Annotated in this window: 13 protein-coding genes; 10 read left to right on the top strand and 3 right to left on the bottom strand. The window is 39.3% G+C overall.

The genetic code is table 11. From position 1 onward, the window contains the following. Nucleotides 1–618 precede the first annotated feature (618 nt). The 3 genes from RE409_RS25765 to fdhF all read right to left on the bottom strand — a co-directional run bounded on the left by RE409_RS25765 (nucleotide 619) and on the right by fdhF (nucleotide 5247). Nucleotides 619–1668, bottom strand: a complete 1050-nt coding sequence (locus tag RE409_RS25765) for a P-loop NTPase (RefSeq protein ID WP_201188118.1) — start codon at nucleotides 1666–1668, stop codon at nucleotides 619–621. 143 nt (nucleotides 1669–1811) lie between these two features. Further along, entirely contained in the window at nucleotides 1812–2288 is a 477-nt protein-coding gene (locus RE409_RS25760; RefSeq protein ID WP_309558272.1) for a helical membrane plugin domain-containing protein, read from the bottom strand. 19 nt (nucleotides 2289–2307) lie between these two features. Further along, a complete protein-coding gene (gene fdhF / locus RE409_RS25755) occupies nucleotides 2308–5247 on the bottom strand; it encodes a formate dehydrogenase subunit alpha (RefSeq protein WP_309558271.1) in 2940 nt (979 codons plus the stop codon). 334 nt (nucleotides 5248–5581) lie between these two features. Between fdhF and RE409_RS25750 the strand changes: the two genes are divergently transcribed. The 10 genes from RE409_RS25750 (at nucleotide 5582) to RE409_RS25705 (ending at nucleotide 16181) form a co-directional block, all read left to right on the top strand. Beyond that, nucleotides 5582–5944 (top strand): Na-translocating system protein MpsC family protein, encoded by a 363-nt coding sequence (locus RE409_RS25750; RefSeq protein WP_053348632.1) that lies wholly within the window; start codon nucleotides 5582–5584, stop codon nucleotides 5942–5944. Between the two features lie 72 nt (nucleotides 5945–6016). Further along, the gene (gene fdhD / locus RE409_RS25745) at nucleotides 6017–6814 is read left to right on the top strand and encodes a formate dehydrogenase accessory sulfurtransferase FdhD (protein WP_201187292.1); all 798 of its coding nucleotides are present in this window, start codon (nucleotides 6017–6019) and stop codon (nucleotides 6812–6814) included. Between the two features lie 192 nt (nucleotides 6815–7006). Continuing rightward, nucleotides 7007–7879: a LysR family transcriptional regulator gene (locus RE409_RS25740; protein ID WP_201222680.1), complete on the top strand. Its 873-nt coding sequence runs from the start codon at nucleotides 7007–7009 to the stop codon at nucleotides 7877–7879. Between the two features lie 155 nt (nucleotides 7880–8034). Then, the gene (locus RE409_RS25735; protein ID WP_056524565.1) at nucleotides 8035–8961 is read left to right on the top strand and encodes an AEC family transporter; all 927 of its coding nucleotides are present in this window, start codon (nucleotides 8035–8037) and stop codon (nucleotides 8959–8961) included. Nucleotides 8962–9279: 318 nt separating this feature from the next. Continuing rightward, complete coding sequence (locus tag RE409_RS25730; RefSeq protein WP_201187288.1) at nucleotides 9280–10302, top strand: Bug family tripartite tricarboxylate transporter substrate binding protein; 1023 nt, start codon at nucleotides 9280–9282, stop codon at nucleotides 10300–10302. A gap of 63 nt (nucleotides 10303–10365) precedes the next feature. After that, the gene (locus tag RE409_RS25725) at nucleotides 10366–10815 is read left to right on the top strand and encodes a tripartite tricarboxylate transporter TctB family protein (protein WP_207196452.1); all 450 of its coding nucleotides are present in this window, start codon (nucleotides 10366–10368) and stop codon (nucleotides 10813–10815) included. 18 nt (nucleotides 10816–10833) lie between these two features. Next, entirely contained in the window at nucleotides 10834–12360 is a 1527-nt protein-coding gene (locus tag RE409_RS25720) for a tripartite tricarboxylate transporter permease (protein ID WP_053348639.1), read from the top strand. Between the two features lie 79 nt (nucleotides 12361–12439). Continuing rightward, on the top strand, nucleotides 12440–14032 hold the full coding sequence (locus RE409_RS25715; protein WP_201222684.1) for an ATP-binding protein: 1593 nt from the start codon (nucleotides 12440–12442) through the stop codon (nucleotides 14030–14032). After that, on the top strand, nucleotides 14029–14736 hold the full coding sequence (locus tag RE409_RS25710; protein ID WP_057215817.1) for a response regulator: 708 nt from the start codon (nucleotides 14029–14031) through the stop codon (nucleotides 14734–14736). Before RE409_RS25715 ends, RE409_RS25710 begins: the two co-directional genes overlap by 4 nt. Nucleotides 14737–15128: 392 nt before the next feature. Then, a complete protein-coding gene (locus RE409_RS25705; protein WP_201222686.1) occupies nucleotides 15129–16181 on the top strand; it encodes a Delta(5) desaturase DesA in 1053 nt (350 codons plus the stop codon). Nucleotides 16182–16202: the final 21 nt, after the last annotated feature.

Here is a 16202-nt window from a genome sequence, read left to right as displayed (position 1 = left end):
ATGGCTATATTTTTATGGAAAGAGCAAATATGAGCTAATTGCTCTTTTTCGTTTTATTATATGTGATATAAAAAGGAATAACTATCGAATTAAATTCCATATAGGTCGAATTTTTATAAGATAATTACTTCTTTTGAACAAACGGTAACGCAAATAAAGGGTCCATTATTAAAAATACACTCTTGAGAAATAGCGTAAAGTTGATAATTCCTCATTCTTACAATCGGGGTTAGAACAGAAACCGGATTTTACAGGCAAACTATTTGGAAAGTTTTATTCCGAATTCTTCCAGGTGCTCCTGCTCCTGTGCAAGGTTTAATAGACAAAGGAGAGGACCTGCCCCTCGCAAGGATTTGCCGCTCTATATCGGCAAAATTGAGTAAATTCTCGTCTTATTCATTCCATTAACAAGTTCCGGAAGTGTATCCGCTATAACTCTCGACTATAAATCAATCGTCAATTGAGGGAGTTTTTACTTGTTTCATCTTCTGCTAGTGCTACGAGAATATTGCAATCATTGAATCTAACAAGTAGGGGGGCGAATAAGGGGAGAGTATACAGCTTGTCTTTTAATGAGTAAAAAAAGAGGACGACTCTTAAGAGTCAACCTCTGTTCAATTATGCTTGATTGATAATATCTTCTGCTAAAGATGTGAAGGTTTCTCCAACGTACGATTCTTCATCAAAGACAGAGGCGTCGTTATTTTCTTTGCGGTTTGAGAATGGGATGGTAGAAATTACTTCAGTTTCAAGTCGTTGTGCCAAAATGGCCCCGCCACCTTTTCCAAACAGGTAATTCCTCGATCCGTCCTGTTCTTCAAAATATGCCATGTTTTCGATGACACCCAAGATTTCATGTTTAGTATGTTTGGCCATTGCACCTGCTCTTGAAGCGACAAAAGAGGCGACGTTATGTGGAGTGGTTACAACGATTTCCTTAGCTTGAGGGATCATTGCCGCTACGTCGATGGCTACGTCTCCAGTTCCAGGAGGTAAATCAAGCAGCAGGTAATCCAGTTCTCCCCAATGCGTGTTCACAAGGAAGTTTTTTATCCATTTATTAAGCATAGGTCCCCGCCACATAACAGGATTATCATCTGCTGCAAAAAATCCCATGGACATGACCTTCACACCATGACTGACAACGGGAATGACGGTTTGGTCAATCATTGTTGGTTTTTGGGTAATTGCCATCATTGCTGGGACACTGAAGCCATATATATCAGCATCTAAAATGCCCACACGTTTGCCCATTCGTGCTAAAGAGACTGCGAGATTAATCGTAACAGTTGATTTTCCAACGCCTCCTTTCCCGCTTGTAACGGCAATGAAGGTCACACCTGAATCAGGGCGAAGCATATTAGGCATCCCCGTTTCAGTGGTTGCATTGCTTTTTAGTAATTTCGTCAAGGCTTCTCGTTCTTCTTTAGTCATCGAGCCAAATTGTAAAGACACAGTTGAAGCACCGATGGCTTTTAGCGAGTTTTCAATATCTTCCTGAATTTTCGCTTTTAAAGGACAACCTTGAATGGTTAAGACTACTTCTAACTGGATATGGGTTCCGTCGATTTTGATATTTCTAACCATATTCAACTCTACAATACTTTTATGCAATTCAGGATCTTCGACATGTTTCAAAGCATCCATGACTTTTTCATGTGTTAGCATTTCATCCATCCTTTTGTTTTCAATATCGTCGTACATGATAGAAAAAAGACTCAACAGAAGGATGAACTTCTTTTAAGTCTTAATCTATTTGTTGAGAGAAAGCTGACTTTTAGGGATAGTCACTTGTAAAAAAGGTTCTAAATCTATTCTTTTAGTTCCTTACCCATTCCTTTTAGGAAATGGATGCCAAAACCGATTGCTCGATTTATGTCTGGGTCATTTAATGTTTTCATTAAATTCATTACACCAATTTTCTTATCGGTCTGTAGGAATTTGTTGGCTTCATCGACTCCTGCTAGTGCACTGTTAAGTAGTTTTGTAGATTGTGCGGCATCAGCGTTCATCAAAGCTCCTGTTGCTCCCAGAAGGGTATTGATTAAATTGGTTACAGGTTGTCTTGTGACTTGTTGAAGAGCGATTTTTGCAATTTGTTCTTTTCCTTGAAGCATGGAATTCGCAGCTTCAAGGACACCTGATTCATTAAGTTCACCGAGGATTTTAAACATATTGTTCAACACATCCTCATTGTTGGTGACAAGCGTTTTTAGTTCTTCGAGTTTTTGTAGCTTTATTTCTTCCTCTGTTATAGGGTTATGGATTTCCGTAATTGGAGCTGCCATGAGCTTCACCCTCCTTTAATTATTTATCCGTTAAGTGAACATACCCTGGACGAGCCCACTTACGTTCTACCTCAACACCATTTTGAGGATGACGTTTTTTATTCCGTGGATTAGATCCCGGTAATGGAGTGTCTCCGCATTTACTTAATACTTCCATGCGAACCATCGTTTGTTTATAAGCAGGCGTGCTTGTACGGTTATCATACACAGGACCTGTCAGGAAATTAATGGCTGAATCTTTGTCAACTGAGTTCATCGGTAGAAAAAGCTCATTTGCTTGTACTCGGTCTGTGATAAGAACCTTTAATTTAACGGCTCCGAACGGTGACACTAAGCGTACGAGTCCGCCGTCATTGACTTTACGTTCTTTTGCAAGCTCAGGAGAAACCTCAACGAATATATCAGGAACTTTAGATTGAATTCCATTGGATTTATTCGTCATATTTCCTTCATGGAAATGTTCAAGCATACGTCCATTGTTGATATGAAGATCATATTCCTCTGGGAACTGAGCAGGCTCCACCCAATCAGATAGAGCAAAACGGGCTTTCTTATCAGGGAAGTTGAAGCCATCCACATAAAGAAGCGGTGTGCTAGTTCCATCATGGCTTCCCCATAGGAAGCTGTTCCAGCCTTCAAGGACTTCATAATTCGCTCCGCTGAATATTGGAGACAGGCTCGCCATTTCCGCATAAATTTCACTTGGATGATTGAAGTTCCAATCCGCTCCTAAACGTTTAGCAATTTCTTGGGTGATCCACCAGTCTGCTTTAGCTTCTCCTAAAGTAGGCAGTGCTTGGTATAAACGCTGTACGCGACGTTCTGTATTAGTGAACGTTCCGTCTTTTTCAAGAGATGGTACTCCTGGTAATACGACGTCTGCATATTGAGCTGTTCTAGAAAGGAAAATATCTTGAACAACAAAGAAATCTAAGCTTGATAACACTTTATGGACGTGGTTGGCATCGGAATCGACAAGTGCCATATCTTCACCGACAAGGTACATTGCTTTCATATCGCCTTTTTCAATAGCGTGAAGCATTTCGATATTGTTCATACCTGGTTTTCCATCAATTTTTACTCCATATGCTTTTTCGAATTTAGCACGTGCTACATCATCAGAAATATGCTGATATCCTGGAAGCCATGTTGGAAGTGTACCCATATCGCAAGCACCTTGTACATTGTTATGACCGCGAAGCGGATAAGCTCCAGCCCCTGGACGACGGTAGTTTCCTGTAGCTAGTAAAAGGTTGGAAATCGCAGCGGAAGTATCGGAACCTCCAGTGTTTTGTGTTACACCCATTCCCCAAAGAATACAAGTCCCGTCAGCATCACGAATCATTTCGGCTACTTGAATTAGTGTTTCTTTTGAAATCCCTGTGTTTAGTTCTGCATATTCTAAGGTATATTTTTTAAGTATCTCTTTATAATCGTCGAAGAAGTTCACATTTTCACTGATGAATTCTTGATCATGCCAACCTTGATCGATTATATATTTTGTAACGGCCATTAGCCATACTTGGTCCGTACCTTGCTTTGGTCTCATAAAGATATCAGAACGCTCTGCCATTTCATTTTTACGAAGATCTGAAACAATCAGTTTTTGACCATGAAGCTTATGTGCCCGCTTAACGCGTGTTGCTAGTACAGGATGGCCTTCAGCCGGGTTTGCCCCAACGATAATGACAAGACCTGCAGCAGCGATATCTTTAATCGTTCCAGCATCTCCACCCATGCCGACTGTACGGAACAATCCATCTGTTGCTGGAGATTGACAGTAACGGGAGCAATTGTCGACGTTATTCGTTTCGAAAACTTGACGTGCTAGTTTTTGAATTACATAGTTTTCTTCATTCGTAATCTTAGATGAAGAAATGAAACCTACAGAATTACCTCCGTGCTGTTGTTTGATTGAACCTAATCTAGATGAAATTAAATCAAGTGCTTCATCCCAGCTTGATTCAACAAATTGTCCATTTTTACGAATTAGGGGCTTAGTTAACCGTTTTTCAGAGTTTACGAAGTCCCAACCGAATTTCCCTTTAACACAAGTGGAAATCGCATTAACAGGGCCTTCATGAGTTGGTTGGACTTTAAGGATTTTTCGGCCTTTTGTCCAAACTTCGAATGAGCAGCCTACCCCACAGAACGTACAGACTGTTTTTGTCTTCTTCGTCCGAGTGTCTCGCATTGCTGCTTCAATTTCTGAAATGGCAAAAATACCACTGTAGCCAGGTTCTACTTCTTTAACAAGATCAATCATTGGCTCAAGCATGTCGTTTTTCAAACCTGACATGAAACCAGCTTCACCAAGCATTGATTTCTCCATTAATGCATTACAAGGACAAATGGTTACACACTGTCCGCAACCGACACAAGATGAGTTGTTAATATCTGTTCCTTCATCCCATATTACCCGAGGGCGATCTGCTTCCCAGTCAATGGATAGCGTTTCATTGACCTGAAGGTTTTGGCAGACTTCTACGCATTGTCCGCATGCAATACATTGATTAGCATCATAGCGGTAAAAAGGATGGGACATATCGACGTCACCCAATTTCACTTTCGGTGTGTAAGGATATTTTTGATGTTCAATTTCCATTAATTCTGCGGTGTTATGAAGTTTACAATTTCCATTATTATTATCACATACTGTACAGTATAAAGAATGATTTTCCAGGATCCGGTCCATTGCTTCGGTTTGGGCTTCTTTTGCCTTGCTTGAGTCTAAGGCAATATCCATGCCGCTCACTGCCGCTGTCGAGCAGGATCGGACGAGTTTCCCATTTACTTCTACGATACATGTATCACATGTTTGGATCGGATCTACTTCAGGAACATAACAAATTTGTGGATGAGCTATCTCATTTTGATTGATAACTTCCAGTATTGTTGATCCGGTTTTTGCTGTATAGTCCAAACCATTAATTTTTATAGTAATATTTGAATCGCTCATAATATTTCCCCCTTTTATAGCCGAAAACACGAAAAAAACCACCATGATTACACCTCCGGCTCTGAACGGTGGTGTAAGTCATGGTGGAATAGTTTAATAGCAAAACTTGCCAATATACCAATCATACCATTATGTATGGGTATTGAGAAAAGATAGAAACACAACAGTACACTATTGCGTACCCAACTTTTATTATTGATATTATACCTTTAATTTCAAAAAGAAACAATCCTGTAAAGGAGCTACCATTTCCAAATTCCTTTCGTTTTTTTTCTTGTTGATTTATGATAAGAAAATTGAGAAGTGTAATCCCGTGGATTGGAGTGAGGGTAATATGTCAAAAGTAATTCATGAATTCAATGATATGATTCGTAAGCTTCGTAAGGAACTATTTGGAAAAGGTCCGGAGCGTATCCACACAGTTTTCGTTGAAAATATGGCCGTCTCAACGTTATACGGTAATTTAACTCCGACGGAAATGTTCATATCAAGCACAGAGGAAGGAAAAGAGATGGTCCATTCAGCCAGAACTAAAATGATTCAGGATGTATACTCGGTGAATCCTCCGGAAGGAATGGAAAAACTGGTTGGAGCTAAACTAGTCCATTTGTTTTCAGATATAAAAGTAAAAGAAAATATAGCGATTTCCGTATTTGTCTTTGATAAGGAAATAGCGGAAAAACTAAACGGGCATTGACCAACCTCTAGAAGATATAGGTTCCTAACATATTAGGTCAATTAGCTCCTAGACATTAAAAGGAGTGGGGACATGAAAGCAATTGAAATGAAGCGGGACATTATCCGTATAGCTAATGGAGAAATTGAGAGAATAGAAGATACGGTCGTGACGGAGTTTCCTGTTACTGTGAAAATAAATGGACAAGAATTTGTTACCATGGTTTGTACACCTGAATACATTGAAGATATGGTCATTGGTTACTTGGCTTCTGAAGGAATTATCAAAAAATATGAAGAAATAAAGGAAATTTGGGTGCAAGAAAAAGAAGGTTTTGTTCATGTGAAAACGGATAAGGTGAACCCATACTACCAGGACTTTCAAAATAAGCGGTATATTACGTCTTGCTGTGGGATGAGCAGGCAAGGATTTGTCTTTGTAAACGATGCACTGACTGCTAAGAAAATGGATAATATTTCAGTAAAACTTACACCTGATGATTGCTTCCGCTTGATGAAGGATCTGCAAAATTCTGCTGTCACGTTTCAAAATACGGGTGGAGTTCACAATGCTGCGTTATGTGATGTCGATGGCCTCGTATTAAGTCGGATGGATATTGGACGACATAATGCTCTGGACAAAATATATGGATATTGCTTGAAAAATGGTATTTCGATAGAAGGAAAGGCTATCGTGTTCAGTGGCCGAATTTCATCGGAAATTTTATTGAAAGTGGCGAAGATTGGTTGTGAACTTATACTCTCAAAATCTGCTCCAACAGAACTAGCTTTGGAGTTAGCTGAAGGATTAGGAATTACGACGGTCGGATTTATTCGTAATGATTCCATGAATATCTATACATGTCCTGAAAGAATTCAATTAAATGAATAAATGAGCGTATTCCTCTTGAATGTTGCCACCCCCCACTAGGGAAAAGGGTGGAGAATTTGCTTAAAGGTAAAAAGGTCCTTGCCGGCATGGCTCGGACCTTTTTTTGACTTTGTTAAATAATATATCCTTCAAGCCTTTTGTGGTACAGTTTGGGTAAAACAATTACTGGAAAGTTATATCGGAGGAAAGTCAATGGATGAAAGGGATTGGCATATTTTAAAGGTTTTATATCAAAAAAAGAATATTACTAAAACCGCGCAAAGTTTATATATCTCGCAACCTTCTTTAACAAAACGAATTCAACAAATCGAGAAAGAATTTAATTTGAAGATTGTGGAGCGGGGAACAAGAGGTGTCCAGTTTACCCCTCAAGGGGAGTACTTGGCGAACTGTGCAAATGAGATGCTGATAAGGCTCCGTCAGATAAAAGAGACTGCGTTTAACATGGGACAGGAGATTAGTGGAACGTTGCGATTGGGAGTTTCCAACTATATTACGCTTCATAAGTTGCCGGGCCTGTTGAAAATTTTTCGTGAACAATTTCCTAAGGTTGATTTTAATGTGACAACGGGTTGGAGTAAGGAAATACTAAACCTCATTTACAACGAAGAAGTCCATGTTGGGATTGTACGTGGGGACTATCAATGGTCGGAATCAAGGCATCATCTTTTTGAGGAAACGATTTGTATCGCTTCAAAGGAAAAAATTGATATCCAGGACCTTCCATCTTTGCCGAGGATTGATTATGGGACCGACGCTCTTTTGAAATCGATGATTGATAATTGGTGGAGAAGGAATTTCTCCAGACCCCCTTTGGTTGGAATGGAAGTGGATAAGGGTGATACATGCAAAGAAATGGTCAGGAATGGGCTAGGATATGGGATTCTTCCAAGCGTCTTACTGGAGAAAGACCAAAATCTATATCAGATTAATTTAAAGGATGAACAAGGAGATACACTTATTAGAGATACTTGGATGTTATATCATGAAAAGACGCTAGAATTAAAGCTGGTCAATGAGTTTGTCCAATTTGTTAAGAGTGTCGATTTTATGAGAGATATTTAGATAAAGCACAGAAACTTCTGTGCTTTTTTTATCATTCCTTTTTTGAATAGCCAACGATAATTTATTCGTATTTTAATTATGGGTTCATCCACATTATGATGTATGAGAGAAGTGAATCTACAGGATATTTCCTTTTGAAATGGAGAGGTAGTAATATGAGTGTTTTGTTTCTAATTTTATTGAATGTCATTGTACCTGTCTTTTTTCTAATAGGAGCGGGGGCATTTCTTCATCGTAAATTCCATCTGGATATGAACACGTTGTCTAAATTGAACAATTTCCTGCTTATGCCGGCCATTAGCTTTGTTAATATTTATCAAAGCAAGATGGGAGGGGGGATGATTGTACAAATATTTGGCTTCCTTGCTCTTCAAGCTGTAAGTCTCATCATAGTAAGTACATTGATTGCTAAACTCGCTAAGTTTGATCAAAGTCTCTCTGCAACTTTTAAAAATAGTGTGGTCTTAAATAACTCAGCCAATTTTGGGATGCCAGTCAGCCAGTTGGTGTTTCATAATAATCCTCTTGGGCTATCAATTCAAGTCATCGTTATCATCTTTCAAAATCTACTGACCTATACATATGGATTGATGAATTCCGTTTCCGTTCATACAAAAAGTGCAAAGGGAGCGATCAGTGAGTTCTTGAAGAACCCTGTTATATACGCTCTCTTACTTGGTTTCGTTTTACAGGCGACTTCAATCAATATTCCTTTGTTTTTATGGACTCCGATTGATAATATCGCAAGTGCGTTCATAGCGATTGCCTTGATTACACTGGGTGCACAGAGTGCGTACTTAAAAATAACTCACTTCCCGCTTCCGCTAATTCTTAGCTTGATTGGCCGTTTAATACTCTCCCCATCTATTGCCTTCCTAATCATTCTCATGCTTGGGCTGGAAGGGACGGTTGCTCAAGGATTATTTATAGCAAGCTCATTTCCAACATCAAGAAACAGTGCTTTATTTGCTTTGGAATATGGTAACCATCCGGAGTATGCGGCACAGGCCGTCTTGATGTCCACTTTATTCAGCAGTATAACGGTAACGTTGGTCGTATATCTATCAAAAATTCTATTCTAGTTGGACTGCTCTTAATGGGCAGTCTACAGTTTTTTTTAAGTGTTTGTAAAATTCGAACCGTGATTGGAACGTAAGGCACTCGCTTTCCCCGCAGGAGTCTCGCACCTTCCATTCCAATCACTTTGTTTAATTTAGATAGACCCCCTTTTGTCTACAAACTGGGACTGCTCTGAAGGAGCAGTCTTTTCCCCCTTTTCCTGCTATAAAACTTTATGAACAATATGGATATTATGGAATTTATGTTTTTTAGGTGAATAATTAAAGAAAAGGTATAAATTTTTGTAAAATTAAGAAAACGCTTTCAAAAGGGGGATTCATATGTTTTCTCGTAAAAAGATTTCTGCGGTTATATTGGCAAGTTCGTTAGCCCTAAGTTTAGGTGCATGCAGTAGTTCGGATACATCAGGCGAAAAGAAAGAAAGTACTGGATATCCGAAAAAAGCCATAACGATTGTTGCTCCGTCGGGTGCAGGTGGCGGATGGGATTTAACAGCTCGTTCATTTACAAAGGTCTTAAGTGAGACAAAACTGGTAAGCCAGCCGTTAACCGTTGAAAACAAACCCGGTGGTGGTGGTGCTGTTTTTATGGCGGAATATGCAACACAGCAAGTTGATAATAACGACATGCTGTTTGTGAACTCGCCCCCTGTCATTATTAATAATCTTAAAAAAGAGGGCAACAGTCCTTATGGATATAAAAATACGACTCCTTTGGCGCAGCTGACAAAAGATTATGGAGCTATCGTAGTCAAAGCGGATTCAGAATTTAAAGATTTAAAATCAGTGTTGGAAGTAGTAAAAAAAGATCCGCGCAAGCTAACTTTTGCAGGAGGATCAGCTCCTGGTTCCATGGATCACTTGATTTCCATTCTTCCAGCCTATGAATATGGTTTAAATCCTACTGAACTTAAATATGTATCGTACGACGGTGGCGGGGAAGCGATAACGGCATTGCTTGGAGGCAATGCAGATGTAATTGGAACGGATGCCTCTAGTGTAAGAGAGTTTTTAAAAGCAGGGAAGATTAGAGTTCTGGCCGTAACATCGACTGAACGCCTTGGTGGAGATCTTAAAGATATACCAACGGCTAAGGAACAGGGAGTAGATGCTGAGTTTACCATTTGGAGGGGAGTTTTTGGTCCTCAGGAAATGTCTGATGAAGCTAAAACATTTTGGAACGAATCTATTGCAAAGTTAGTTGAAACCTCTGAATGGAAAAAGGAAGTCGAGGCACAAGGATGGGAGCAAGAATATAAAAACAGTGAAGAGTTTGGCAAGTTTTTAGAAGAACAAGAGAAACAAGTGCAGCAATTATTAGAAGCTTTAGGAATGGAAAAATAATGGGGGAAGAAGGAGGTACTTCTCCTTCTTCTTATTTTCTGAATTGGGGGGATAAGGGTGGACATGAAATTTGACCGCTTTGCAGCTGTAGCCTTTCTGGCTGTCGGTGTGTTGTTTATGATAGGGAGCAGGAATTTATCCAGTTCTTCTTATGGAAGTTCAGTGGGGCCAGATATTTTTCCATTTGTTTTGGGACTTGTTCTTGCTGCATTGAGTATTCGCCTATTTTATGAGGCATATCAGAGTAAGAGACAAGAATCGAGTAAGGAAAAGCTGGAGTATAAGCCTTTTATCATTATTTTACTCTCAACATTGATTTATATTTTGACATTAGAAACATTTGGGTATGTCATTACAACCTTTCTCTTTTTGTTTGTTTGCTTTCAAACTATGGAACGGAGCAAGTGGGTAACATCACTCATTATATCTGCAGGGTTTTCCGGAATCGTCTATTTTTTATTCGTAAATGTCTTAAAAGGAACACTGCCTGGTTGGCCAATCTGGTTTTCATAAAGGAAAGGAGGATGAGTAATGGGCACTTTTGATTATTTATTACAAGGGTTTGAAACAGCACTTACTTGGTATAATTTGCTTTTTGCTTTTGTTGGAGTATTGATTGGAACGGCAGTTGGTGTTTTGCCAGGGATTGGACCGATGAGCGGTGTGGCCCTTTTAATTCCGGTAACGGCTTCAATTACGGGAGGACTTCCCCCAGAGCAAGCGGCAACAAGCGCCATCATTTTACTTGCAGGTGTCTATTATGGAGCGATGTATGGAGGCTCGACAACTTCTATACTATTAAATACACCTGGGGAATCTTCTTCTGTTGTTACAACATTGGATGGCTATCAAATGGCGAAGAAGGGCAGGGCTGGAAGTGCTTTGTCTATTTCTGCCATCGGTTCCTTTGTTGGAGGGATTGTCACCCTTATCGCTATGATTGCCTTAGCTCAACCATTATCGACGATTGCCATAAAATTTGGTCCAGCTGAGTATTTTTCACTTATGCTTCTAGGACTGGCAGCTGTTAGTGGTTTGGCGGGAAAGTCAGTAACGAAGGCGTTAATTATGACTGTTTGCGGCTTGCTGATTGGGACGATAGGCATTGATAATGTATCAGGGATTGCTCGTTTTACCTTCGACGTTCCCTGGCTATATCAAGGGGTTGAATTCCTGACAATCGCAGTTGGGTTATTCGCCCTTGGAGAAGTGTTCAAGACGATATTGGAAAAAGAAGAGGATGACGGGGAAATCGCTAAGATTAGTAATTTGATTCCTTCCAAAGAAGAATTCAAAGAATCCGCGGGTCCCATTGCCAGGGGATCGCTCTTAGGTTTCTTTGTAGGAATCCTTCCAGGTGCAGGGGCAACTCTTGCTTCTTTCTTCTCTTATCTTATGGAAAAACGGATTTCAAAAAAACCTGAGAAATTTGGTACTGGAGCAATTGCAGGAGTAGCAGGGCCTGAGACAGCTAATAACGCAGCTTCTGGTGGAGCGATGATTCCATTATTGACTCTGGGGATTCCAGGTTCCGGTACAACAGCTATCTTAATGGGAGCACTCATGATGTACAATGTTCAACCTGGACCATTATTATTCGAAGATCATCCTCAGGTAGCTTGGGGACTTATCGCCAGTATGTTCATTGGGAATCTGATGCTTCTCATCCTTAATCTTCCGCTCGTTAAGGTTTTTGCAAAAATCATTGAAACGCCTAAGAAGTACTTGATTCCGATCATTATCGCGATTTCCATTTTTGGTGTTTATGCGGTTCAAGTATCCACTTATGATTTATTGCTATTATTAGGGTGCGGGGTCTTGGGGTATTTCTTAAGTAAAAATGATTATCCAATCGCTCCATTGGTACTAGGGTTGGTATTAGGGCCGATGATAGAAAATAATATGCGCAGAGCCTTGACCATATCCGATGGTGATTACAGCTTGTTTTTCACTAGGCCACTTTCACTTACCTTTTTGATTGTAACGGCATTATGGCTGCTCATTCCGGTTTTACTTAAGAAGAGAGGGAAAGATGTCGTCATCAATATAGAAGGTTAATAAATATTTTCTGAATGTTGCAAAAAAACTCCTTTTTTAAAGGGGTTTTTTTTTATATGATGTAAGAAGAGGTGATTGAATGCGTTTACATACTAAGTTGATGCTGGGCATCTGCACGTTAATCATCTTAATAGGTGGAATCTTTGAAGTTATTTTTATAAATATCTTAGAAATTAACCTGAAACAGGAAACAGGGGAAAAAGCATTATCAGTTGCCCAGACTATTTCACTGCTGCCTGAAATTAAACAAGCCTTTCAAACGGATAGCCCTTCCGTGATCATCCAGCCTATTGCGGAAAAAATTCGCAGACAGATCGATGCGGAATTCATTGTAATAGGAGATGAGAATGAAACACGCCTGTCTCACCCTAATCCCAAATTGATTGGGAAGAAAATGGTAGGGGGAGATAACGCCGAGGTTTGGAATGGGAAATCAATCATCACGGAATCAACCGGGACATTGGGCCCTTCCATAAGGGGGAAAGCTCCAATAGAGGATGAGGGAAAAGTCATTGGTGTAGTCTCTGTTGGTTACATGCAGAACGATATTGAAAATGAAGTGTCTAGAATACAAAGAAAGATAGTATGGACCATCTCTTTTATCTTAATAGGTGGTTTACTAATTGCCTTCTTTATTTCATTAAATATAAAAAAGGCCATATTAGGACTTGAGCCCAAGGAGATTGCCTGGATGTTTCAAGAGAAACATGCCATTTTGGAATCCATTCATGAAGGAATTATAGCCATTGATGTCTATGGGAAAATCACTGTTGTCAATGAAACGGCGCATAAATTCCTTCATATTCCTAAAGACGTTGTGCTACGCGGGAGAAAAATTGAAGAGGTCATTACAAATACACATCTGCTTGATGTAGTCAGTACAGCACAGGCCGAATATGATCAGGAATTTATGATAGACGGTGAAATTTTTTTGGCAAGTCGCATTCCAATATTAAATAAACACGGAGAAGTTATCGGTGCTGTTGCGAGTTTAAGAAATAAGTCCGAACTATCGAACCTTCTTCAAGAGCTTTCCCATGTGAAGGCCTATGCAGAGGGGCTAAGGGCTCAGACACATGAATATTCCAATCGGCTTTATACTCTTCTTGGTTTGATTCAACTGGGGTCCTATAAAGAAGCGATAGATTTTATATCGAAGGAAGTAGATGTCACACAAGGGTTCATTCACTTTTTAATGAAGGAAGTACCTGATCCGATTATTGCTGGGTTCATCTTAGGGAAAGTAAGTTTAGCAAGCGAGCTGAAAATTCATTTTACTATTGATAGAGAGAGCAGTTTTAAAGATATTCCGTCCGAAATAGACCGGGATGTGTTAGTGACGATTATCGGTAACCTTATCAATAATGCTTTTGAAGCGGTACGGGAAAACCAAAGGGAGGAAAAAAAGGTTTCGTTGTTCGTAACTGATTTGGGTAAAGAACTGATTATCGAAGTTGAAGATAACGGAAAAGGGATGAATTCAGGTGTTACCGAACAAATTTTTCAGAAAGGTTTTACCACGAAAAACCATCAAACTAATTCAGGGATTGGTCTGAGTCTTGTTCAGGAAGCAATTAATGGTTTAGGAGGATATATCACTTTTTCATCAAAGGAAGGGGAATATACGATCTTTACAGTAGCCATACCAAAAAACAGAGGGGTGATTAAATGAAGGCTATTAGCGAAATAGAAGTTTTAATCGTAGAAGATGACTTACGGATTGCTGAAATACAGAAGCTGTTCATCGAAAAAATTGAAGGGTTTCAAACCATTGGGATAGCGTCAAGTTATGTCGAAGCTAAAAGCTTCATTGAAATCATGCAGCCGGACCTATTGCTGCTCGATATGTATTTTCCGGATATGAATGGGCTCGATATCCTGAAAGAAATCAAGCAGCAAAGCAAACAAATGGATGTCATTATGATTACGGCAACAAAAGAGATTGAAAAAGTCCAGGAAGCCATTAAAATCGGCATATTTGATTATATTATCAAGCCTGTCGTATTTGAACGGTTCAAACAGTCCTTACTCCGATATCAAGAATATTACATTAAATTATCTGAATTAGGAAAGGGCAATTTTCCTGTGACACAGCAACAAGTGGATAAGCTTTTGAGAAAGGAAATGAATGACAAGGAAAGAGAACAGACTTCATTGCCAAAAGGGATTGATAGGATGACTTTGGAGAAGGTGATGGTAGTGTTGGGAAACACATCCCCTGGGTTAACTGCCGAAATAGTGGCGAAGGAAATCGGAGTGAGTAGGACTACGGCAAGGCGTTATCTTGAACACTTGATGTCTGAGGAAAAAATTGAAGCGGATTTAACATATGGCACGGTAGGACGGCCTGAAAGGGTTTATGCCATTAAGATATAAATGGATTCGCCTTGTGGCGAATCTGTTTTTGTGTTTGAGCAATACATAGACTTGCTTTACATATAAGGGAAGTATGTTTCGATTGGGTTGAAAATAGTTAATTGTTTTCCCCCATTTGAGTGGATTTATCAATTTTTGAGGGGTAAAAATGATAAATGAGGAAAAAATACGTGTGAAAAGTGAAAGAATAGACAAGTATATGACGTTTGTCATGCCAGCCAATTGACGTTTATTACTTCAGATGATCGGTGATTATTCCTATACTTAAGAAGAGAAAGATAGTTCGTTAAATTTAACGGGCCAAAGCGTAAATTATAGTTGCTTTAAAATGTAAGCTTACCAATCCATTTAAACACTCCACGTTTCTATATAATATTTATTAGGAGGAAGTTATGAGTAACCATAATCAAAAACAATTGAGAAAAGATATTGCCCCTTTTGAAATGTCCAATACTAAATCAAGTGTGAAACAACTTTTAAATACATTTCCACCCTTTTTTCTATTATGGTTCTTAGCCTATCAGAGCTTATCGATCTCATATTGGCTGACCCTTGCATTTACTGTTCTAGCTTCAGGGTTTGTGGTCAGGATTTTCATTATTTTTCATGATTGCTGTCATCAATCGTTTTTCAAAAGTAGGAAAGCGAATAATATCCTGGGTACAATCAGTGGAATCGTCACATTATTTCCGTATGAACAATGGAAGCATAGTCATTCCATACATCATGCAACAAGCAGTAATTTAAACAAACGCGGTACTGGCGATATTTGGGTCATGACCGTTGATGAATATGTAGCCGCTTCATTCTGGGGACGTCTAGCTTATCGTTTATATAGAAATCCGATCGTCATGTTTGGTTTAGGACCATTTTATCTATTCCTTGTGTCGAATCGTTTGAATACAAAAGGCGCTAGAAAGAAAGAACGTATGAATACGTATTTGACAAATGCTTCTATTTTGGTGATTTATGGTCTTTTATGCTTGGCTATCGGATGGCAGGCATTCTTGATGATCCAAGTACCGCTTCTTTTTGTAACGGGATCACTGGGCATCTGGCTGTTCTATGTACAGCATCAGTTTGAAGATTCTTATTTCGAAGAGGAATCAGAATGGGATTACGTGAAGGCTGCCATTGATGGAAGTTCTTATTATAAGCTTCCAAAGATTTTACAATGGGTAACTGGAAATATCGGTTTCCACCACGTGCATCATCTTAGTCCAAGAGTGCCAAACTATAATCTGGAAAAAGTCCATGATTCTACCCTTCCTTTGCAACAGGCAACGACAATCACTCTTGGTTCAAGCTTAAAATCGCTTCGCTTCCGTCTTTATGATAGCGAAAACAAAACGTTTGTAAGTTTTAAAGAGATTAAGCACCGTCTAAGCGATACAAAATCAAAGGTAGGAATCAATAATAAACGTCCAAGTCTTCAAGAAAAATAAATAGTTTATTAAAAAACCATT

The organism is Peribacillus sp. R9-11 (assembly GCF_031345095.1).
GTDB classification, from domain to species: Bacteria; Bacillota; Bacilli; order Bacillales; family DSM-1321; genus Peribacillus; species Peribacillus butanolivorans.
This window is presented reverse-complemented; position numbering and strand designations above follow the sequence as displayed.